The sequence below is a fragment of the Paenibacillus peoriae genome (assembly GCF_022531965.1).
Taxonomy (GTDB): Bacteria; Bacillota; Bacilli; order Paenibacillales; family Paenibacillaceae; genus Paenibacillus; species Paenibacillus polymyxa_D.
In genome coordinates this window covers 2,360,982-2,382,469 of the sequence record NZ_CP092831.1, presented here as the reverse complement: position 1 = coordinate 2,382,469, position 21,488 = coordinate 2,360,982, and the positions used below count along the sequence as shown (strand labels likewise).

Annotated in this window: 19 protein-coding genes and 1 pseudogene; 4 read left to right on the top strand and 16 right to left on the bottom strand. The window is 46.3% G+C overall.

The window, feature by feature from the left end:
• Positions 1-127: 127 nt before the first annotated feature.
• From MLD56_RS10925 to MLD56_RS10910, 4 genes are all read right to left on the bottom strand, one after another.
• Positions 128-1,018, bottom strand: a complete 891-nt coding sequence (locus MLD56_RS10925) for a LysR family transcriptional regulator (protein WP_029519117.1) — start codon at positions 1,016-1,018, stop codon at positions 128-130.
• A 107-nt stretch (positions 1,019-1,125) separates the two neighbouring features.
• The gene (gene ssuE / locus MLD56_RS10920; protein WP_029519116.1) at positions 1,126-1,656 is read right to left on the bottom strand and encodes an NADPH-dependent FMN reductase; all 531 of its coding nucleotides are present in this window, start codon (positions 1,654-1,656) and stop codon (positions 1,126-1,128) included.
• A gap of 17 nt (positions 1,657-1,673) precedes the next feature.
• On the bottom strand, positions 1,674-3,014 hold the full coding sequence (locus tag MLD56_RS10915; RefSeq protein ID WP_029519115.1) for an LLM class flavin-dependent oxidoreductase: 1,341 nt from the start codon (positions 3,012-3,014) through the stop codon (positions 1,674-1,676).
• 29 nt (positions 3,015-3,043) lie between these two features.
• Positions 3,044-3,313 (bottom strand): glutaredoxin family protein, encoded by a 270-nt coding sequence (locus MLD56_RS10910; protein ID WP_029519113.1) that lies wholly within the window; start codon positions 3,311-3,313, stop codon positions 3,044-3,046.
• 272 nt (positions 3,314-3,585) lie between these two features.
• Here MLD56_RS10910 and MLD56_RS10905 point away from each other — a divergent pair, with 272 nt between their 5' ends.
• Positions 3,586-4,455, top strand: a complete 870-nt coding sequence (locus MLD56_RS10905; protein ID WP_029519112.1) for a DUF421 domain-containing protein — start codon at positions 3,586-3,588, stop codon at positions 4,453-4,455.
• Between the two features lie 87 nt (positions 4,456-4,542).
• Here the strand turns inward: MLD56_RS10905 and MLD56_RS10900 are convergent, their stop codons facing one another.
• The 5 genes from MLD56_RS10900 to MLD56_RS10880 form a co-directional block, all read right to left on the bottom strand.
• The gene (locus MLD56_RS10900; protein ID WP_029519110.1) at positions 4,543-5,667 is read right to left on the bottom strand and encodes a sensor histidine kinase; all 1,125 of its coding nucleotides are present in this window, start codon (positions 5,665-5,667) and stop codon (positions 4,543-4,545) included.
• Entirely contained in the window at positions 5,664-6,338 is a 675-nt protein-coding gene (locus MLD56_RS10895; RefSeq protein ID WP_029519109.1) for a response regulator transcription factor, read from the bottom strand. The genes MLD56_RS10900 and MLD56_RS10895 overlap by 4 nt, the downstream gene beginning before the upstream one ends.
• 61 nt (positions 6,339-6,399) lie before the next feature.
• The gene (locus tag MLD56_RS10890; protein WP_029519108.1) at positions 6,400-7,215 is read right to left on the bottom strand and encodes an ABC transporter permease; all 816 of its coding nucleotides are present in this window, start codon (positions 7,213-7,215) and stop codon (positions 6,400-6,402) included.
• Positions 7,212-8,231, bottom strand: a complete 1,020-nt coding sequence (locus MLD56_RS10885; RefSeq protein ID WP_029519107.1) for an ATP-binding cassette domain-containing protein — start codon at positions 8,229-8,231, stop codon at positions 7,212-7,214. Before MLD56_RS10885 ends, MLD56_RS10890 begins: the two co-directional genes overlap by 4 nt.
• 78 nt (positions 8,232-8,309) lie before the next feature.
• Positions 8,310-8,639 (bottom strand): antibiotic biosynthesis monooxygenase family protein, encoded by a 330-nt coding sequence (locus MLD56_RS10880; RefSeq protein WP_013310063.1) that lies wholly within the window; start codon positions 8,637-8,639, stop codon positions 8,310-8,312.
• Between the two features lie 134 nt (positions 8,640-8,773).
• On the opposite strand from MLD56_RS10880, the gene MLD56_RS10875 reads away from it, so the two are divergent.
• Positions 8,774-9,634 carry a LysR family transcriptional regulator gene (locus tag MLD56_RS10875; protein ID WP_029519105.1) on the top strand — a complete coding sequence of 287 codons (861 nt, stop codon included), beginning with the start codon at positions 8,774-8,776 and terminating at the stop codon, positions 9,632-9,634.
• A 5-nt stretch (positions 9,635-9,639) separates the two neighbouring features.
• Here MLD56_RS10875 and MLD56_RS10870 read toward each other — a convergent pair whose 3' ends face one another.
• A complete protein-coding gene (locus tag MLD56_RS10870; RefSeq protein ID WP_029519104.1) occupies positions 9,640-10,827 on the bottom strand; it encodes a GTP-binding protein in 1,188 nt (395 codons plus the stop codon).
• A gap of 183 nt (positions 10,828-11,010) precedes the next feature.
• Between MLD56_RS10870 and MLD56_RS26110 the strand changes: the two are divergent.
• Positions 11,011-11,127, top strand: a pseudogene (locus tag MLD56_RS26110) (multidrug resistance efflux transporter family protein); the annotation flags it as partial.
• A 150-nt stretch (positions 11,128-11,277) separates the two neighbouring features.
• Here MLD56_RS26110 and MLD56_RS10865 read toward each other — a convergent pair.
• The 6 genes from MLD56_RS10865 to MLD56_RS10840 form a co-directional block, all read right to left on the bottom strand.
• A complete protein-coding gene (locus MLD56_RS10865; RefSeq protein WP_029519103.1) occupies positions 11,278-12,252 on the bottom strand; it encodes an aldo/keto reductase in 975 nt (324 codons plus the stop codon).
• Between the two features lie 403 nt (positions 12,253-12,655).
• Positions 12,656-15,331: a YhgE/Pip domain-containing protein gene (locus MLD56_RS10860; RefSeq protein WP_029519102.1), complete on the bottom strand. Its 2,676-nt coding sequence runs from the start codon at positions 15,329-15,331 to the stop codon at positions 12,656-12,658.
• A 210-nt stretch (positions 15,332-15,541) separates the two neighbouring features.
• Positions 15,542-16,093 carry a DUF2062 domain-containing protein gene (locus tag MLD56_RS10855; RefSeq protein WP_049817076.1) on the bottom strand — a complete coding sequence of 184 codons (552 nt, stop codon included), beginning with the start codon at positions 16,091-16,093 and terminating at the stop codon, positions 15,542-15,544.
• A gap of 190 nt (positions 16,094-16,283) precedes the next feature.
• Positions 16,284-18,737, bottom strand: coding sequence for a glycogen/starch/alpha-glucan phosphorylase (locus tag MLD56_RS10850; protein WP_029519098.1), 2,454 nt, complete (start codon positions 18,735-18,737; stop codon positions 16,284-16,286).
• A 45-nt stretch (positions 18,738-18,782) separates the two neighbouring features.
• A complete protein-coding gene (gene glgD, locus MLD56_RS10845) occupies positions 18,783-19,886 on the bottom strand; it encodes a glucose-1-phosphate adenylyltransferase subunit GlgD (RefSeq protein WP_029519097.1) in 1,104 nt (367 codons plus the stop codon).
• A gap of 23 nt (positions 19,887-19,909) precedes the next feature.
• A complete protein-coding gene (locus MLD56_RS10840) occupies positions 19,910-21,055 on the bottom strand; it encodes a glucose-1-phosphate adenylyltransferase (protein ID WP_029519096.1) in 1,146 nt (381 codons plus the stop codon).
• Positions 21,056-21,310: 255 nt separating this feature from the next.
• On the opposite strand from MLD56_RS10840, the gene MLD56_RS10835 reads away from it, so the two are divergent.
• Positions 21,311-21,448, top strand: a complete 138-nt coding sequence (locus tag MLD56_RS10835) for a hypothetical protein (protein ID WP_023988334.1) — start codon at positions 21,311-21,313, stop codon at positions 21,446-21,448.
• The last annotated feature ends 40 nt before the right edge of the window (positions 21,449-21,488 follow it).

Genomic DNA, 21,488 nt, shown 5'->3' with positions numbered 1-21,488 from the left:
TTTGCGACATACATGGTAGCTATAACATTCTATCATACATAATTCCTATAAGTTTAATCTGTTTTAGGATGTGATTAATTTAACACCTGGATACCTATACGTCAATCCACCAAGCTATAGAACTTTTCTATAACAAAACAGCACTCCGGAAACCTTCTGTCAGTGCATCTGCAAAATCTGAGGTTACTGCACAGTCTTCTTTGGTCGCAATTATGCTAATCTGCATCGACACCCTAGCTATCTCTGGAACATGGATACGGAACAGTTTCTGATCTTTTACTTCACGGTTCACACAGACATCTGGCAAGAAGGCAATACCCGCTTCTTCCAATACCAGCTTTTTGGCCGTGACCACATTGTCTACCTGAAAAGCAATGTCTGGTGGCTGCTCCAGTGATTCAAAAGCGCGATGAATTCTCATCCAATCTAGTGATCCGCATTCAAAAAACACCAGTGTTTCACGTTGAATATCCTGTATGCTGGCCTTTCCTGTCTTCATAAACGGATGGCCGTCGTATACATACAGGGAAATCGGATCTTCATAAAAAGCAAGCGTACGGATAGCCGGATGCATCACTTTACGGACAAAACTAATGTCTACCTCACGGTTCAACAGTTTATGTACCAGTTGATCCGTCGTTGCCGTCACAATTTTGTAGTTAACCTCTGGATAACGGGCACGAAGCTGCTTTAATATCTCTGGAATAATGTAGTTCGACACCGATATCGTGCAGCCAATTCGAATTTGTTGAGGGGCTTTCTTACGCTGTTGGAGCTTTTGCTTCCCTTTTTGCAGCACCTGAAGCATCTGCTCCGCATAAGGAAGAAACTTTCGTCCATACTCCGTCAGAACCGTTTGCTTGCTTTGACGGTCGAACAGCTTACATTCTAGCTCGCGCTCTAGCGTCTGAATCCGGGCTGTAACAGAGGGCTGGGACAAGAACAAGGCTTCTGCCGCCTTATTAAAGCTCCCATAATGATTCACGTATACAAAGGCTTCCATATTCTCGATATTCATACGCAAGTCCCCCAGTAAGTTTTATATACATTTATCCAATAAGTTAACTTGGTTTTTTGTATCATAAAACTCACTGAACGACCTGTCAATGGAAATATTGAAAATATCTATAATTTTAATAGCTCATTTAGTTCTTTAACAGAACGTTCCAACCGTGCAACCAATTCTTCGGACAACCCGTATGCTCCATCTGGCAGACGCTCGACCCACTGATCCACTGCATACACCCCGCCAAGAATATGTCTTCCGCCCAGTGCATTAATAACCGGCTTCAACGCATAGTCAATGACCAGCAGGTGAGCCAGTGTACCTCCGATAAATAAAGGCAAGACAGGTTTCCCTCTTAGCCCCTCCTGCGGAACCAAATCCAGGAATATTTTCAATAGTCCTGAATAGGACGCCTTATAGACTGGAGAAGCCACAATAACGGCATCCGCTGCTGCAATCAATGCAAGTGATGCTGTGACGTCGGGGCTGTTAAAGTTAGCTGTGACCAGATCCTCCGCTGGCAAGTCGACCACATTCAGTAATGTGACCTCCGCTCCAGCCTGCTGCAACTGCTCCGTTGTATAGTTAATCAAGCCGTATAAACGGGATTGTGTAGACGGACTGCCTGATAGGATGACAACCTTGGACATATTTTTTCCTCCTTCTGTTATGCGTCAACCTTCACTTTGGATCTGGCTGCTGTATAGCGGTTCTCAGGAATAGGCACTCCCAGATTTTCGCGCAGTGTACTAAATTCATATTCCTGACGGTAAATACCGCGTTCCTGCAAAATAGGCACAACCAAATTTACAAAGTCATGCAGACCCGATGGTACATCAGAACCAATAATGAATCCGTCTGCTCCTTTTCTATCAAACCACTCCTGCACTCGATCCGCCACCTGCTCAGCGGTTCCGATAAAAGAGGTTCTCGGTGTAGCTGAACGCAACGCAACCTCGCGTAAGGTCAAGTTTTGTTCCTTGGCTACTCGTTTGATTTTATCTGTACCGCTGCGGAACGCATTGCTGCCAATACCATCAAGCTCAGGGAATGGCTCATCCAGCGGATATTGTGAGAAATCATGATGATCGAAGAAACGTCCCAAATATTTTAGCGCAGCCTCAATCGTCACCAGATTCGTGATCTCTTCATACTTACGTTCCGCTTCCTCCGTTGTATTGCCAATAATCGGCGATATGCCCGGCAAAATGACAATATCCTCTTCGGATCTACCATAGCGTACCGCACGTTCTTTCACATCACGATAAAACTGCTGCGCTTCCTCTAACGTTTCATGTCCTGTAAATACAGCATCCGCTTCCTTAGCGGCCAGGTTTTTGCCATCCTCGGAGGAACCTGCCTGGAAAATAACCGGCTGTCCCTGCTTGGATCGTCCAATGTTCAGCGGACCCTGCACAGAGAAAAACTCACCTTTATGGTTCAATGTATGCAGCTTTTCAGGATCAAAAAATACTCCAGCTTCCTTATCACGAACGAACGCATCCGCTTCCCACGAGTCCCACAGTCCTTTGGTAACCTGTAAATATTCCTCTGCAATTTTATAGCGCTGCGGATGCGACGGGTGCTCGCCTTTGCTAAAGTTAAGGGCAGAGCCTTCCAGCGGGGAAGTCACCACATTCCAGCCTGCACGACCTCCGCTAATATGATCAATGGAAGAAAACTGGCGTGCTACCGTGAACGGTTCGCTATAGGAAGTCGACAATGTGCCGACCAGTCCGATATGCTTCGTCACCCCAGCCAAAGCGGACAAAATCGTAATTGGTTCAAAACGGTTTAGAAAGTGGGGAATGGATTTTTCGTTAATGAACAGGCCATCTGCGATAAATACGAGGTCAAACTTTCCTTCCTCTGCCTTTTGTGCCTGCGTTTTATAAAATTCAAAGTTAACACTCGCGTCCGCAGGTACTTCAGGGTGACGCCAAGTCGTCATGCTTCCCCCAACGCCGTGAATAATCGCACCAAATTTAATTTGTTTATTCTTAGCCATAACTCTTCCACCTCTCTTGAACATGATTGTTATACCACTTGATTGTAACTTTCCAGCACTTTACCCAACTCTTCCAGATCCGGGTTGAGCAGGGCTTCATATTTGTTATCCCCGCCTACTTCGACGACAGGAACATAACGAACACCATATTTGGTTTCCAGCACGTCACGCAGCGCATCATTTCCGTCCACTTGGATATTTTCATACGGCTGATTTTGGGATTCCAGGTACGATTTGATCTCTCCACAAAAATGACAGCCGGTTTTGCTCCACAATACAACTTTAGGTTTGGACGACATATACATACCTCCGTGAGCTTAATGTTTATAATTCCGATTAATTAAATAAGGATTATATTTATAATGTATCCTGCCGACCCTTTTCCGTCAATCGCTTGTGTAATAGACATTGCTAATTCAACGATAGAAAATTTTAATCTTATATCGTATTTAATCGGTTTATTGGTAGCTCAGTTATTTAAATTTAGGGGAATTGGAGTTTAAATGTGCCTTGACGCGGATATCCTTGGAATAGTAGCGCCCTTGTGGCGAAATGAAATGGGGTTGAGTAAATGCAGGATTGGGCCGAGGTTGCTATACGCACATTAATGGCTGTCGCTATATTATTTTTAATCACCAAAATTCTTGGAAAACGTCAGGTATCCCAGCTTTCCTTGTTCGAATATATAACAGGAATCACGATAGGTAACCTGGCTGCTACCATTCCTATGGAGCGTGAATCCACCTGGTATCTAGGCCTCATAGCCTTGTCAGTATGGGTACTGACAACACTTGGCATTGAATATTTGCAAATTAAAAGCAAGAAAATCAGAGATATAACAGATGGAAGGACAACAATCCTGATCAAAGACGGCAAAATTTTAGAGGATAATCTGAGAAAGGAACGGCTCACCCTGGATGAACTCATGGAGCAGCTACGAAGCAAGAATGTATTCAAAGTATCTGATGTAGAATTTGCTCTCATGGAAACCAGTGGCGAAGTCAATGTGCTGTTAACCAAAGACAAGCAGCCTGTGACGCTTAAAGATTTGAATATGTTTCAGCTACCGGAGAAGGAACCCACAGCAGTCATTATGGATGGACAACTTATGGAGCAACAAATGGCATATATGGGGATTACTCAACAATGGCTGGATGCCAAGCTAAAGGAAAAGAGCCTGACGGTCAAAGATGTGTTTTTCGCGCAGGTGGACACGCAAGGGGAGCTATATATTGACCAATACAGTGATAATGTACAGATGTCCAAGGCACAGGATTCGAATCAAGCTGTGCTGACGCTGCTGCAGCAATGTACAACCGAGCTGCAAAAACTGGCTACGAATTCCAGCGAACAGCAAAGGAAACAGTTGTATGAGCTATGCTCACACAACTTGAAGGAAGCTATCCAGGAAATGCAGCCGGTAAATTCATCTAAATCCTGAGCTTATACGTATATAACATAAGAGTATAAGCATGGGAGTTAAAAAGGAGCGTCCTTCAGCCGCTTATGGCTTTGAAGACGCTCCTTTTTATATTACTGTGCCGGTGTACATTTCACAGTTGTTGCTGCCTTTCATTCCTTGCCGGCGCAGCGGCAGCATAACCGTAAATACCGTTCCTTCTCCCACCTTGCTGGATACAGAGATAGAACCGGTATGCATCTCTGTTATTTTATAAGCAATGGACAGTCCCAAGCCGCTGCCTCCTGCAGTTCGGGCCCGTGACTGGTCTGCTTTATAAAACCGTTCAAAAATGCGTTGCTGATCCTGTTCGTTGATGCCCTGTCCCGTGTCCGCAATGCGGATAACCGCCTGTTCACCGTTACTTGAAAGAGAAACAGATATGCTTCCACCCTGTGGTGTAAATTTAATGGCATTGTGAAGGAGATTTACCCAAACCTGGCCCATCAGATCCTCGTCCGCGTTAATCTCAACGATATCCACCTCAACAGTCATCTCGATTTTTTTAGCCTCCCATTGCGGTTCGCAGGCGAGAATAAGCGAAATTAGCTGCTTGTCCAGCCGATAAAGGGACGGACGAAACGGATGCCGCTCCGAATCCAGAATCGCCAGCTTCATGAGATTATCGCTTAGCTTGGATAGACGAATACACTCCGTCTCGATGATCGTCAAATACCGGTCTCGCTGCTCACGATCCAGATTCTCGTCCTTGAGCGCCTTGGCGAATCCGATTATCGAGGTCAGCGGTGAGCCGATTTCATGGGATACGTTTGAAATAAACTCCTCCCGCAGCTTTTCCATAGCCTTCAGATTTGCAGCCATATCATTGATACTGTCCACCAACTGTACATAAGGATGCGGCCTCCGATGTTTTCCGTTCCTCCCGCCGAGATCCCAATCCAGATTAATGTGAAAGTCTCCTTGCGAAATACGTTTTAAAGCATCGATCATTTCGGTAAAAGCGTGCTGTTCTCTAGGCTGGAAGAAGCGCCTTACCGTCATACTGATAATACCGAAGAAGAAAAAGCCTAGCGTCGTATTCATAAGAAAGACGAACAAACCATGGGGAGCCCATGACATGTGCGAATAGATCGCCTCCATAATAAAGAACGCGGCAGTCCAGCTGAGATACAGCACCAATAACACCAACATGAGTCTCGCAAGGATATGGAGGAATCCCGGTTCTCGTTTCATTGCCTTACCTCCAGCCGATAACCCAATCCTCGGATCGTACTGATCCGGAAGGAGTGGCTTGCCTCCAGAAACCGTTCCCGAAGGCGTTTGATATGGACATCAACCGTTCTTTCGTCTCCCTCATAATCATAACCCCAGATCTGTTCGATCAACTGGTCGCGGGTAAAGGTTTTGCCAGGATAGCTGGCCAGCTTGAAGAGCAGCTCAAATTCCTTGCGCGGCAGGGTAAACTCCTCTTGCCCAGCCCGGCATTCAAATGTATCACTGCGCAGGACAAGATCTCCGACAGTCACTGATTTGGAAGCCATGATACGATAGCGTTTTAATAAAGCCTTCACGCGTGCAACAAGCACCATGGGGTCGAATGGCTTGACAAGATAGTCGTCCGTTCCGAGCGCGAAACCTTTCACGATCTGTGACGTCTCGCCTTTAGCTGTAAGCATAAGCAGCGGCAGGTCGGTTTGCTCTCTCAGCTTACGACACAACTCCCAACCATCCATTCCCGGCATCATGATATCAAGAACAAGTAAATCGACCTTGATTTGATCAAAAATGCGCATCGCGTCCAATCCATCCACCGCCTCGACTACCTCCAGACCTTCCATCCTCAAAAAGTGTCCGACCAGTTCGCGAATATGCGGATCATCATCAACGACCAATACACGCGCCATTTCAATCCCCCCTAACTAGTTCTGCCTTAAATCTCTCATCCTCGTCAAGAAGACTGCCATCTTATGCTTTACGCATATATGCACGCACCGTAAGCGGCGCGAAGATCGCCACAATGACTGTAGCGCCAAGCAGGGAGATCGCCAGTTCCCCGCCAATCGTTCCCGTATTCGCAAGCTCCCTGACTGCGTTCACAAGATGTGAAATCGGGTTAACGTTCACAAACCACTGTAGCCAACCAGGCATTGTGTCCACAGGCACAAATGCGTTGGAAACAAAAGTGAGCGGAAACAGAACAATCATGGAGATGCCCTGTACACTGGAAGCAGTGCGGGCAATCACGCCAAAGAAGGCGAAAATCCAGCTGACTGCCCAGGAACACACGATGACCAAAAGCGCGGCGATAGCAACACTCAGCAGCCCTCCCTCTGGCCGATACCCCAAAATATACCCCATGGCGAAGGTAAGTACAGTCGCAATAGTATACCGGATACTGTCAGCCAGCAGAGCTCCAGCCAAAGGCGCAATACGTGCGATTGGGAGTGACTTGAACCTGTCGAACACTCCTTTGTCCATATCCTCACGTAGTTGGACGCCGGTAACGACGGAGGTCGAGATCACAGTCTGCACGAGGATGCCTGGAATAATAACCGGCAAATAATGCTGCACGTCTCCTGAGATGGCGCCACCAAAGATATAGGTAAACATAAGTGTGAAAATGATCGGCTGGAGCGTGACATCAAACAATTGCTCGGGAGTATGCCGGATCTTCAGAATGCCCCGGTAGGCCATCGTCATGGAATTGAAGAACGCCTGTCTGAAACTCACAGACTTCTTCAAAGTGCGATCAAAACCTGTCATAACCGTAGTGCTCTTCATGCTCTCGCCCCCTCCCCAGCATGCGCTCCTTGGGACGTCTGCTGCTCGTTTACTTGTGCCCCATGACCAGTGATGGACAAAAACACCTCGTCAAGCGTCGGCTTTTGCACACTCATTTCTGCTAGACGAATCTCTCCAGTACGGAGGGCAATCAGCAGGTCCGTTACCCGATCTGCATTGGCCATCGGAGAAATAATCTTTCCAACTTCCACTGACACGCTGGACTTGACTGAAAGCACCTGTTCAACGATCTGAACAGCTCTCTCAATGTCCTGTTGATTTTGCACTTTGAGTTGCAGAGTCGACGCCCCCACTGCCGCTTTCAGTTCATCCACCGTACCCTCAGCGACTACCCGGCCATGATCGATCACCGCGATTCGGTCAGCAAGTTGATCCGCCTCGTCGAGGTACTGGGTAGTGAGCAGTACGGTGGAACCGGTCTTGACCAGACGCCGGATCGTGTCCCACATCTGGACACGCGTGCGCGGGTCTAGTCCGGTAGTCGGCTCATCCAGGAAGATCAGCGGCGGCTTAGCGATGAGACTGGCGGCCAAGTCCAGTCGGCGGCGCATGCCTCCCGAAAAATTTTTTAACGGTCGCTTGGCTGCTTCGGCCAAGCCAAATTCCTCCAACAGCTCCGCTGCCTTATGACGCGCCTCGGCACGTCCCAGTCCAAGCAGTCTAGAGAAGATGATCAAGTTCTCAGTAGCGCTAAGCGACTCATCGACCGATGCGTATTGGCCTGTTACCCCGATTAATTGACGCACAACCTGCGGCTCCTTTACTACATCGTGCCCGAAGATACGCGCTGATCCACCATCAGGTCGCAATAACGTTGACAGCATTCGGATGGTAGTCGTCTTACCTGCTCCATTAGGGCCGAGCACACCGTAGATCGTGCCAGCATGGACATTCAAATCGACACCGTCAACCGCATGCTTATCACCAAAAGTTTTAACGAGTCCCCTTGCTTCAATGGCCAAGGTCTCTTTTTTGTCTGTATAATCCACATTCATATCCTCCCTATACGGTTTCTATAGCGAGAATAACCCACGTTTATGAACTGAATATGAATAGAAAGATATTGAACCTATTTACACTGTAAAAAAATAATCTCGTTCTACCTTGCTCACTCTTAAACCAAATGTTTTATACCACTCGGATTTCCCTTTTTCCTGCGCTACCTTGTGCAGCTCGTTATGTTTCCAATTTTTTATAGCGTCTAGAGACTCCCAATAGGAAACTGTGATGCCTACTCCATTGTGATCACGAACACTTTCCACACCTAGAAAACCAGGCTGCTCGGCAGCCAGTTCCACCATTTTGTCTCCCATCACTCCGTATCCGCCATCTCCTTCCGTACGTTCAGAAGTAAAGATAGCCGCATAATAGGGTGGCCGAGGAGTTTTAGCAATTGAGTTCATATGTTCCTCCTAAAACAAAAATATATAACCTTTCTTTCATTTGATTATAATCATAAATATTAAATAAAAAAAATGAATATATCTGATATGATACATGAATATATTTCATTAAAAAAATAGGAGTGAACAGGAATTTGTTTAAATATAAGATTTTTCTTTGCGTAGTTGAAATGGGAAGTTTCACAAAGGCCGGGGAAGTTTTAAATCTTACACAATCGGCAATCAGCCATGCGATCTCTGGATTGGAACATGAATTAGGGTTGACTCTTCTGATCCGAGGTCGTTCAGGCATCAGATTGACCAATAACGGAGAAAGATTGATGAAGCAATTTAGAGAGATCGTACAAATGGACGAAAAGCTCTACCAAGAGGTAGCTCTAATTAAAGGATTGGAAATCGGAACCGTAAAGATCGGCACATTTTCAAGCGTCTCTATTCATTGGCTGCCCCGTATTCTAAAAAAATTCAATGAGCAGTTTCCTCTTATTGAAATAAAACTGCTCGATGGGAACTACCATGAAATTGAGAGCTGGATAATCAGTGGGGAGGCTGATTTCGGCTTTGTGAACCTCCCCACGCTAGACACATTAGAGGCGTTGCCCTTAAAAGAAGAAAGCATGCTTTGTCTACTTCCTTCCGATCATATTCTGGGAAAGCAAGCCTCCATTCGAGTAGAACAGCTCAGAGATGAGCCTTTTATTATGCCTGTTGCAGGCTGTGACACCGATGTAAGGAATATTTTTTCACAGCATAATATGTCACCTAAAATCAAATATGAATTAGAAGATGACCATGCGATTATGGCTATGGTGCAGAATGGACTAGGCGTGAGTATTCTTCCTGAAATGATCCTGTCTCACATTCCTTACGACATCTCTATTCGTCCATTGGATGAGAGGCATTCCCGTACTATCGGTATCGCTACCGCTTCCTTAAAAAATGTTTCTCCAGCAGCTAAAAAATGTATGGACTTTATTAATGAATGGATCAACTAGCTTCATCATGTCGGCCAAGGAAGCGGATTTTCAAAACTGGACCAGTCCATATCCATTTCATTATCGTTCAGCAGACATTCATCTAGCTCTTCTTCCAAGTCCGGTCGATTCATTCCGATACCGATCATGACGATTTCGTTCATGCGATCGCCCCATTGTTCATCCCATTGGTCCAGAGCCTCAGGGTCAGCTGCAACGATCTCCTGCCGTTCTTCTTCGGATAATGCAGCAAGCCAGCTTCCCGCAGGGCCAAATTGAATAGATGGTCCTGCCTGACTAATACTCGCTGCCCAATCCTGCGGGGTGGCAATCCAGGCCAAACCTTTGGCGCGAACGATCTCCTCCGGCCAATAGTTCATAAATTCAGCCAATCTTGCAGGATGAAATGGTCTTCTACGACGATATACAAAGGAATTTATCCCATATTCGTCCGTTTCCGGTGTATGGCTTTCAAGCTCCAGCTCCCGAATCCATCCAGCGGATTGACTAGCCTTGTCAAAATTGAACAGCCCTGTATTCAAAATGTCCGAAGGAGCGACCTTTCCCTTGGAAGTACGAATGATTCGGGCTTCAGGCTGTAATCTCCGCAGCACACCCTCCAGCTTATCCAGCTCAGCAGACTGAACCAGATCGCACTTATTCAGAATCAATACATCACAGGTTTCAATCTGGTCTATGAGCAAGTCCGAGATATCACGCGTGTCGTCTTCACCAGTAGCCTGCCTGCGATCCAGTAACGTTTCTCCTGATTCAAAATCATGCCAGAAACGGTTCGCATCGACTACGGTCACCATGCAATCCAGTTTTGCCAGCGATGCCAAATCAATGCCAGTTCCTTCATCGGCGTACGTAAAGGTTTGAGCGATTGGCACAGGTTCACTGATGCCTGTAGATTCGATTAAAATATAATCAAACTCGCCTTGTTCCGTCAGCTTCTTGACCTCCACCAATAAATCTTCACGCAATGTACAGCAAATACAACCATTAGACAACTGGACCAGTTTTTCTTCTGTTCTGGACAAGCCGCCCTCTTTTTTAACCAGCTCAGCATCTATATTCACTTCACTCATGTCATTGACGATGACTGCTACTTTCATTCCGTCCCGATTGTTTAATACATGATTCAAAATCGTTGTTTTTCCTGCACCCAAATATCCGCTCAACACTGTTACTGGTATTGCTTTCTTATTCATCGCTGGTACGCTCCCTTGAATATCGGCTTTTCATTTTCATTTTCTTTTTTAAATCGTAATAATTACTATTAACACCAACTTTCAGTAATATACAGCATCCCTTTTGCCTTGTCAACCGTAAAAAAACTCTTGAAATGAATGACCTAAGTCATTATTAATATGAGAAATAACGATATTTAAAGAGTTTTATTTTTTAAAGCTATAGATCAGGTTCGTGGAAATATGCAAAAACTGGCGACCGTAGAAGCAACACAATCTCTGGAAGTTTTTTTTGCATTAATGGGAGAATTAATCTTTTTGTTTTAGCGCATATATATTTTTTCCATGGTCGTTCAAATGTGGATCAGGCACCAGAAAAAAGCAGCAGATCAAAGAGAGGCTCCTGATCTGCTGCTTTTTGCCGATGATTTCTAACAAAGAATGATGCTTTATGACGAGTACAAAGTATTATTACCAAGCGTAGGCTTCTGGCGCAGGTTTTCCCGGACCCGGGAAAATCTCATTCAGCTTGGCAAGCACTTCCTCGCTCAATTTGACCTCAGGTACCCGTAGTGCATCCTCTAACTGTTCTAAGGTCCGTGGTCCGATAATTGGAGCCGTTACAGCCGGATGGGAAAGTACCCAAGCCAGTGCAATCACGTCTTCCTTTTCACCCAGCTCGCGGGACAATGCTGCAAATTGCTCCAGCTTCATACGATTCTGCTCCACCTTTTCCTTGGCGCGTGCGCTGCGGGAACCTGTACCAGCTAACGCATTCCGTCCCAGCAGTCCGCCCGCCAACGGGCTCCATGGGATCACACCCAGCCCCAGCTCCTGAGCTGCCGGTAATACTTCAAGCTCGGCGGAACGTTCGTTCAAGTTGTACAAATGCTGCTCGGATACAAGCCCCAAAAAACGCCGTGCCTTCGCTTCGGCCTGCGCCACCGCAATGTGCCAGCCCGCAAAATTACTGGAACCGATATAACCAACTTGTCCCCGATCCACCACGGACTCGAATACGCCCCACAGCTCATCCCATGACACGTTTCGGTCAATGTGATGCATTTGGTATAGCTCTACATGGTCGGTCTGCAGACGTTTCAGAGACGCATCCAAATGGCGGCGAATTTTGTAAGCAGACAAGCCTGATCCTGCATTGGGTCCGTCATGTTCATTTTTCATATCTCCGTATACCTTCGTTGCCAACACGACCTTCTCGCGTCTTCCGCCGCCCTGCTGGAACCAACGTCCGATAATTTCCTCTGTCCAACCTTTACGGTCATGGCCATATACATTAGCCGTATCAAAAAAGTTAATGCCCGCATCCAGTGCGGCATCCATAATTTTAAACGCATCCTTTTCTTCGGTTTCTGGTCCGAAATTCATCGTCCCCAGACATAACCGACTCACCTTTAAGCCTGACTTTCCTAAGTATGAATACTCCATACTACCTCCCGCCTTTGCTTAAGGATTTTAAAATTCCGCAAAATTACATGCCAAAAAAGACCATACTCCGTTTATTCACCAGAACAAACCGCATTGAAACACCCCCAAATGCAATTTAAAGTTTGGAGAGCGCATGCAAAAAGGCCTCCGCACCATGCCGAAGCATAACATGCGGAGGCCACCTCCCCGTACTACCCGCCGAATATTAAAAGAAGGTGACTTTACGGCGGATGCCAGCAGAGCGGAGGATTTGAATCTGGAGAAGCGGCGCGTTCGCCTTTGCCACGGGATTCTTACCTTTTCATGTCTATCTAATCCAAAGAATCCCGTGGCAACAGCGATCGTAAGATCAAATCCTTCGCGGAGCGCGTTTATCCACCGTAACTCACTCTCTATTTAACAATCAAGGAATTAATTTCGTTTCTTTCGCTCGCTCAGCCATTTTTTTCGTATGCTTGCTGAGCGGCTTCTTCAACACCAATCCAAACAGGAAGCAAACACCGATAAATACAAACAGCATCACCACATCCCGTATCACCGTTGAAGCCAACATCCCTCCTACTGTCTCTCGTAACAGACTAACCGCATAGGTAAATGGTACAAATGGATTCAGCGCCTGAAAGAATGGTGTACTCGTCGCAATCGGAAACGTCCCTCCTGAACTGGAGAATTGAAGCACCAGCAGGATGACCGCCAGTCCCTTGCCGATATTGCCGAACACAGAAACTAGTGTATAGGTCATCGCCGTAAACACCAGACTGATCAGCATAGAGGATAGTACAAAGGCTACTTTGGCATCCACATACGCCCCGAGCAGGAACAAGTCACCGAGAGATACGCTCAGCGCCTGAAAAATACCAATTGTGGAGAATGTCATCAGCCGTCCGAAATACACTTGGTAGCTTTTAAATTGTCCTTCCGGGTCATCCACATCTACCCTGAACATTGATACCAGTAGCATCGCACCTACCCAAATCGACAATGTAGTGTAAAAAGGTGACATCGCAGAACCATAGTTAGGGATTGGATATATCCGTTCCTGCTTCAACGATACCGGACTGCCGAGAAACTCACTTTCCTTTTTCACATCCCCCTTGAGCAATGCAATAGCGCGTCCGAGTGCATTTTCGCCCTTAAGCTTGCGAATGGTGTCTGCAGCCTGACGTATGGAATCCTCGGCAGCTGGAAGATCGGTCCTTACAAAATTGGCCACTTGGTGCACCGCTTTTTCCGCTTCAGGAAATTTATTTTCAATTAAGTCAGCCATTTTGACAAACTGTTGTTCCGCTTTGGGCAAATCATTACGCACAAAATCTGCCGCCTGATGAATTTTACTTTTAACCGTCGGCAAATCGTTATTTACGAAGTCTGCTGCTTTGTTCACAGCATTCGTAAACTCGCCCATACGTCCCTGAATCATTGTCGCCGCTTCATGCAGTTTCTGACGGTATTGTGGCAGATCCTGCTGGAGACGTGTTAGCTCTTGCTGGCCGAATTCTGCTGCAGCCTGTGCGTCATTTAATAGCTTTTCAATATTCGGTAGCTGCTCTTGAGCTGTAGTCAGCACATTGGCAGAATTGCGGGCTACGGATTTGATCTGATCTAGCGCCTTTTGAATGGCGGGTGCATACTCCGTATCATAATTGCCCAAAATGTTGTCAATTCCGCTACTGATTTCTCCAGCAAGGCGATCAGTGTCATCCAGCAGATTTTGCGCAGGCTTTTCACCGCGCTGGATGGCATTCCCGATACTAGTTACTGTGCTATTCAGACGGCGGAAACGATCCTCCACCCCGCCCACACGGGAAATAAGTGAATCCAGAGGTTGACTTGGCAAGTATCCGTTCACACGGTTCAGCAATTGAGAAATATGATCCAGCACCCCCACGGCAGTTGTCAGCCTACCGCTGACACGATTCACCGCAGCTTGTGCTGCTTTAGGATCAAAATCCACACCACGAATGATGTCTGTAATCTGAGAAACCTCATTCGCAATTTGTTGTACCAGTTGTAAATCTTCTTTAACTACTGTACCTATCGAATCAAGCGCACCCTCATTTTTGTCCAGAAATTCAAGTAAACCGGTTGTAAAGTCCTTGCCTGTGTCCGCTATCTGCTGTACTTCTGGCAGTGCCCTCTGGGCAGCATTAATAACTTTAAGAGCCGTTTGCGTATCCTCCAGGGCGGTGGTCAGTGCGCTTTCTACCTTGCTAAAATTTTGATCCAGTTCAACAATTCGATCACCAGCCTTTTGAATATCAGGTAGTCTTTTTTGGATATCTAAAATAACAGCGGCTACCTTGTCCAGCTCAGGCATGTTTTTGTCAATTTTGAGCACCAGGTCACCGGCGCGGTTAATTTCAGGAATTTTCTCCTTCAATGCGATAATCTTTTGTCCCTGCGCCTTAATTTTCGGCAAATTTCGCTCCAGCTCCAAGGCCTGTTTGCCCAACCTATCGATATCCGGTAGTCGATTATTTAGCTCCAACACCCGGTTTTCAATGTTACGAATTGTCGGGAGTTCCTCCTCCAACTTTACTCCAGCATCCTTCAACTTCGTCAATACCGCCTGGCTGGCAGTTTCAATAAAGTTTTGGCTAATCTGGTTCGTCAGAGAGGTTGCCCCCGAAGATGTAATTTTCGGAGCTACTGCATTAATTTTTTCATTTACGGCGTAATCAATTTCCGGCTTTTGCGGATTTTCCGTCAGCACACTCGTAATTTTCTCTGAAAAGTCTTTCGGGATCAGCAGGCTGGCATAATAATCACCATCCAACACACCTTTCCGTGCTTCCGCTTCATTCACAAAAGTCCAACCCAGCTTCTTGTTATTTTGAAGGTTATGCAAAACCTCATCGCCGATATTAATCTTCTTACCATTCACTTCTGCACCCTGATCTTGGCTGGTAACTGCAATTTTAATTCCAGATGTATTCGCATATGGATCCCACATCGCTTTCAAATTCACCCATGCATAGACGGAAGGCAAAAGAATGATGCCAATGACTAATAAAGTCCCGGTCGATACTTTGAATACATTTCTCCAGTCTGTTAAGTAGATTTGCCATATCTTCCGCAACTTCATCACTCCTTGTATGTACATTAACCTGTCGTCCAGTGTTGTATGCACACGTATTGTAAACGATTCGAGCAAATGAAGCCAATCCTGTTACAATATATGCCAAAAGCGTATGGGTCTTATAGAGATCATAGGCTTTTTCTTGCCCCAACTCAAAGAAGCCCTTCAGACCTAATGAATAGGCTCGAAGAGCTTCTTTCTTATACATAGTTATCCATTCTTCAGCAGTCTGGCCGCCGAAAATGCTGCGCCATGACGCAACTTCCGCTTCTCCAACCGTTTGTGCAGCGAACGATTATACAGAACCTGAATGACAAAATACGAGATAATGCCCAGCACCACACCGAAAATCGACATGCCGATCAGGATGTGCAAGCCTCCGTGCAACAAGTCTCTGAATACAGACCAGTTGCCGTGAAACAGCTCCATAAAAGAATGCTCGTGAAGTCGTCCGCCCCTGACATGTACCGGATAATGAGATGGATAAATCCAAGCCCCCACTTGCTTGGCGAATGGCATTAGTACAATTGGCAAAAAGGTCAGCTTACCTACAACGTTACCCACAATGGCCGCAGGCAGCGAGCCGCCAGAGAGACGAACAATCGGATAAAAAACAAGGTATACCAGAGAAGCCGTGGAAATCACAATCATCTCCAGCGCAAAGCCAATGGCGAAGCCCAAGGAGATCTTTTTAACTCCTCCAGGGGCGCGCAACAGCTTGATGAAATTCAGCCGAATCGCACGCCCTATATTTTGAAACATATTATAGTTCTTCTTCGATTTATGAGGTTTGAGCCTTTTCGGATTGAGCTTTATCAATAGGAGGACTCCTTCAACAGTACAATTCAATTTCAGGAATGAGTATTTACAGCTCCCATCCTTACTTATGTCTATACTGTCATTATAACCCTCAGCGTTCGAAAAGCAATGCTATTCCGCCTGTTTCGCCGTTTTAGGACAGAATTCGCTTGTAGACATCGTTCTGGAGAGGTACAATGTCCCAAATCTCAGCCGCGTATTGCTGAATCGTACAATCACTAGAAAATTTACCGGAGTGTGCCATATTGACAATAGCACGCCGAGTCCACTCCGAGGGATTCCGATACACCTGTTCAATATGAACCTGCGTATCCACATAGGCTGCGAAGTCCTTGAGCACAAAGTATTCATCATTATGATCAATCAGGGATTGATAAATGGCCTCAAATTCCCGTTCATGCCGCGTAAAAGGAGCATCGTTCACAAGTTGATCCAGCACTTCACGCAGTCTTTCGTCACTGTTGGCTGTTTTGCGCGCCGAATACTGGCCGTCCCGGTAATATGCCTCGATCTGATCCACCTTCAATCCAAAAATGAACATGTTGGCATCGCCTACCATTTCATGCATTTCAACATTGGCTCCGTCCAATGTACCTATTGTGAGCGCACCGTTCATCATAAATTTCATATTGCCTGTGCCTGAAGCTTCTTTGCCTGCCGTGGAAATCTGCTCACTGACATCCGCCGCAGGAATAATCAGCTCCGCCAGTGAGACCGAATAATTTTCAAGGAAAACGACTTTCAGCTTGTCCTTGACTTCCACATCTCGATTGATCGTGTCCGCCACGTTATTAATGAGCTTGATCGTCTGTTTGGCGAGAAAATAACCGGGGGCGGCTTTGGCTCCAAAAATAAATGTGCGTGGCGTCACATCCAGGCCCGGATTACTTTTAAGCTGGCTGTATAGATGCATCACATGCAAAATATTGAGCAGCTGTCGCTTATAACCATGCAACCGTTTGACCTGTACATCAAAAATGGAGGACGTATCCAATCGCACGCCCTGTTTTGCAAAAACATACTCAGCAAGCCTGACTTTATTATTTCGCTTAATCGCATGTATCCGTTCTTTGAACGTCTCGTCCCCACTGTAACGAAGCAGGTCGATGAGCTCCCTTGGACGGGTCCTCCAGCGTGTGCCGATCGTCTCATCGTACAAGCTTGCCAGCTCCGGGTTGGCGTGCATCAGCCAGCGGCGATGGGCAATCCCGTTTGTTTTATTGTTAAAACGGTCAGGGTACAGCTCGTGAAACGACTTCATCTCTCGTTCCTTTAATATTTGCGTATGCAGCGCAGCCACCCCATTAACGCTGTAGCTACCGACGATTGCCAAGTGGGCCATACGGATTTGTTCACCGTGAATAATCGCCATTTCACCAATTTTGATGTCCTGGCCTGGGTAACGCTCCAGTAGCATAGCGCAATAACGTTTGTTAATTTCTTCAATGATTAAAGAAATACGAGGAAGCAGCTCCCGTACCATATTAACAGGCCATTGTTCCAACGCCTCACTTAATATCGTATGATTCGTATATGAAACGGTTCGCGTCGTAATATCCCATGCTTCGTCCCAGCCCAAGCCCTTCACGTCCATCAGAATACGCATCAGTTCCGGAATAACTAGGGTCGGATGTGTATCGTTAATGTGCAGTGCTATTTTATCGGGCAAATGGCTATAAGGTAAACGAAGCTTCTCAAACGTACGCAAAATACTTTGTAATCCGGCCGAGCACAGGAAATACTGCTGCTTCAAGCGAAGCAGCTTTCCCTCATAATTGGAGTCGTCCGGATATAGAAATGCGGAGATAGATTCCACCGATCGATTGTAGTCGAGAAAGCGGTAATAACCGCCTTCGCCTCGAATCGGTCCTCGAACGGGATCAAGCGCTGATTCCGCACTCCAAATCCGCAGCGTATTCACCTGTGTATGACCATAGCCTACCAGCGGAATATCGTAAGGGACAGCCCAGACCGTTTCAGCATCCTTTGTCTCGAATACAAGATGTCCCTCCTGTTCATGGGTTTCCACTCTTCCCCAAAAATGAACCTCGACCTTTTTATCAGGACGACGTTCCTCCCAGACATTCCCTTTCTGTAGCCAGTAATCCGGCAGTTCAACCTGATTGCCGTCCACAATACGCTGTTCAAACAGACCATATTTATACCGGATGCCGCACCCATGTCCTGCATAGCCAAGGGATGCCAGCGAGTCCATGAAGCAAGCCGCCAGACGGCCGAGACCCCCATTGCCTAGCCCCGCGTCCGCCTCCTGTTCTTCAATTTCCTCCAGATCCCAGCCCAGTTCACCCAATGCCTGCCGAACCATATCCAGGACGCCCAAATTCAGCAGATTACTGCCCAGTAGACGACCTATCAAAAATTCCAGGGAAAAATAATAAATCTGCTTCTCTTGTCCTTCTTTATAGGCTTGGTTCGTTTCTGCCCAATTCTTGCCGACTTGTTCACGAATCATGCCACCCAAAACCTTATATACGTCTTCCGACTGAGCCTCCTGCATCGGTTTGCCCAGCCTTCCGACCAGTTGCTCTCGAAAAGCCTGCTTAAATGCTTCTTTATTGCTGAACAAAGTTGTACCTCCTGTTATTTCCGTTTTAATGGCTAAGTATATCCTTTAAATTACGCTATTCTTGGCAATGACATAGGGAACTCTAATGTCTCCAATCAGAGTTCGATCTGGTGAAAGCTGTACATCTTTATCTAAAACCACATTCTCCACAACTGCCCCTTTACGGATGACACATTTTTGCATAATAATCGAGTTGCTTACCCGCGCACCCTCCTCCACCCGCACTCCACGGAAAAGAATACTATTCTCGACCTTGCCTCCAATGGTGCAGCCATTGGCAACAAGTGAATGATCCACCTCGGCGCTGTGCGTATAGCGGGTCGGGGCTTCATACTTGATTTTGGTGTGCACCGGCTGATTCTGAAACAGGGCTTGATACTGCTGCTGATCCAACAGCTTCATGCTATTTTTATAGTAGCTCTCAATAGAATTAATAACCGCATGATAACCTTCATAACGATACGCATAAATACGCAGTCCACTTGGGTTTTTCTGGATGGCATCACGAAAGAAATGATTATCCTGATGGGCAATGCAATGCTTCACCTGATCCAGATACAAGTCTTTGTCCATCACAAACATCTCCAGATAAATGTTATGATGATCCTGCTCCTGATGAATACCCGTCACTCGTCCGTTCTCATCAATCTCCAGTCGTGCACAAGGATCATGCTCAGATTCTAGCTGGTCTATGGGTTTATATACAAGGGTAACATCTGCATTTTTCTCCTGATGATAACGATATACATCCTCGATATCCACCTTATTGACATGCTGAGTTCCTGCGTGAATAATGGTTTGCCCCGATGAGCGATGGAAAAAGTCCAGATTGTTGTGCACATGCTGCAAATCTCCACGCGATGCATCCGTCGGATCATTCCAGTCCGGTGGCAAAATAAACAACCCGCCCCGTCTGCGGTCTAAATCCCAAGGCCGACCTTCGCCCAGATGATCCAGCAGCGAACGGTATTTGCGGCGGATAAACAATGCAATATCATGCACCCCTGCATGCATCATATTGGATAAGGTAAAATCAATGAGCCGATATCGACTAGCAAAGGGGACTGCGGCCCCGCACCGGAAATAGGTCAACTCCTTCAACTGATCCAGTTCGTGATCCAGGTTGATAACTCCAATGAGTCGACTCATAGCAGACACCGTCCTTATCCAGGTTAAATTCGTGCATGAAGCTGGCTTTCCTGATCGAACAAAATAATCTCATCAGAACTATCTTCAGGTCCAATAAACGCGTTGTCTTCAATAACGATGTTCTCATTCACGATAGCCCGGTGAATACGTACATTGCGCCCAATTTTTACGTTCGGCATGATGACAGAATCGGTAATGACGCTCCCTTCACCTACTTCGACCCCATAAAATAGTACAGAATGCCTTACTTCTCCATCCACCATGCAACCTTCATTTACAATGCTGTTTTTGAGAATCGCCCGTTGGGTTATATACTGGGCCGGTTGATTGGGGCTGCGAGTATAGATGCGCCAGAAAGGATCATTCAGATCCAAAGGCGGATCCTGAACCAGAAGATCCATGTTGGACTCCCACAAGCTCTGAATGGTACCTACATCCTTCCAGTACCCAGCAAACGGGTACGCATACAGCGACCGGCCATGCTGAAGCAACAATGGAATGATATCCTTGCCAAAATCATGTGAGGATTCAGAATCGCTTGCGCTTTCCAGTAAATAGCGACGCAACACCTCCCATTTGAACAAATAAATACCCATGGAGGCCAATGTACTTTTCGGCTGTTCAGGCTTCTCCTCAAAGTCATATATTTTCAGATCATCGTCAGCGTTCAGGATTCCAAATCGTTTAGCTTCCTGAATCGTGACATTGATAACAGAAATGGTGCAGTCTGCTTCCTTCTCCTTGTGATAGTGGAGCATTCGACTGTAGTCCATTTTATAAATGTGATCCCCTGACAGAATGAGTACATGCTCCGGGTCATACTGGTCCAAGAAATGCAGGTTTCGATATATTGCATCCGCCGTGCCCCTATACCAGTTGTTTCCATCTTCTTTCTCGTGCGGAGGTAAAACGAACACTCCTCCATCCAGACGATCCAAATCCCAGTCGCTGCCTACGCCGATATAGGAATGGAGCACCAACGGCTCGTATTGGGTCAATACACCTACAGTGTCTATACCAGAATGAGTGCAATTGCTGAGAGGGAAATCAATAATGCGGTAAGTTCCTCCAAAAAATACTGCCGGTTTGGCTAGTGTACGAGTAAGTCCTTTGAGTCTTTTGCCTTGTCCGCCGGCGAGCAGCATGGCAACCACTTCCTTCTTTCTCATAACAAAGACCTCCCTGTCATGTGCGTCTGAAGCCATTGTGGCGGGATATTTGATAATATCCATTAAACATGAAAAGACAGTCGTAATCGTTTCATTGGCGAAGGAACGGGTAAGATGTGATGGAGAAGGGTAAATCATAGTTATGCGGAACGAGTGCAAGGAATCACTAAATCGTAAAATCCCGTTCATCTTTTCACATTTTGGATGCTTTTAAGCATTTGGGTATGACAACATGATCATAAGGAGGCGTACTTTATGAAGAATAAGAAATGGGTGGTAGCAGCATTGGGAATGGGTGTGACGTATCTGATGAAAAATAAAGGGGCACGCGATAAGGTATTGAATAAGGTACAGACTATTGTCAATCGTGCGAAAACCTCTGCAAAATCGTAAAATGTTAAAGCTAGAAAAAAGCGAGCCTCTCTGAATCATG

Bases quoted from the DNA above. Each gene is read 5' to 3' on its own strand.
- MLD56_RS10925 (WP_029519117.1), bottom strand. From the start codon at position 1,018: ATGAATATCGAGAATATGGAAGCCTTTGTATACGTGAATCATTATGGG.
- ssuE (WP_029519116.1), bottom strand. From the start codon at position 1,656: ATGTCCAAGGTTGTCATCCTATCAGGCAGTCCGTCTACACAATCCCGT.
- MLD56_RS10915 (WP_029519115.1), bottom strand. From the start codon at position 3,014: ATGGCTAAGAATAAACAAATTAAATTTGGTGCGATTATTCACGGCGTT.
- MLD56_RS10910 (WP_029519113.1), bottom strand. From the start codon at position 3,313: ATGTCGTCCAAACCTAAAGTTGTATTGTGGAGCAAAACCGGCTGTCAT.
- MLD56_RS10905 (WP_029519112.1), top strand. From the start codon at position 3,586: ATGCAGGATTGGGCCGAGGTTGCTATACGCACATTAATGGCTGTCGCT.
- MLD56_RS10900 (WP_029519110.1), bottom strand. From the start codon at position 5,667: ATGAAACGAGAACCGGGATTCCTCCATATCCTTGCGAGACTCATGTTG.
- MLD56_RS10895 (WP_029519109.1), bottom strand. From the start codon at position 6,338: ATGGCGCGTGTATTGGTCGTTGATGATGATCCGCATATTCGCGAACTG.
- MLD56_RS10890 (WP_029519108.1), bottom strand. From the start codon at position 7,215: ATGAAGAGCACTACGGTTATGACAGGTTTTGATCGCACTTTGAAGAAG.
- MLD56_RS10885 (WP_029519107.1), bottom strand. From the start codon at position 8,231: ATGAATGTGGATTATACAGACAAAAAAGAGACCTTGGCCATTGAAGCA.
- MLD56_RS10880 (WP_013310063.1), bottom strand. From the start codon at position 8,639: ATGAACTCAATTGCTAAAACTCCTCGGCCACCCTATTATGCGGCTATC.
- MLD56_RS10870 (WP_029519104.1), bottom strand. From the start codon at position 10,827: ATGAATAAGAAAGCAATACCAGTAACAGTGTTGAGCGGATATTTGGGT.
- MLD56_RS10865 (WP_029519103.1), bottom strand. From the start codon at position 12,252: ATGGAGTATTCATACTTAGGAAAGTCAGGCTTAAAGGTGAGTCGGTTA.
- MLD56_RS10855 (WP_049817076.1), bottom strand. From the start codon at position 16,093: ATGTTTCAAAATATAGGGCGTGCGATTCGGCTGAATTTCATCAAGCTG.
- glgD (WP_029519097.1), bottom strand. From the start codon at position 19,886: ATGAGTCGACTCATTGGAGTTATCAACCTGGATCACGAACTGGATCAG.
- MLD56_RS10840 (WP_029519096.1), bottom strand. From the start codon at position 21,055: ATGAGAAAGAAGGAAGTGGTTGCCATGCTGCTCGCCGGCGGACAAGGC.
- MLD56_RS10835 (WP_023988334.1), top strand. From the start codon at position 21,311: ATGAAGAATAAGAAATGGGTGGTAGCAGCATTGGGAATGGGTGTGACG.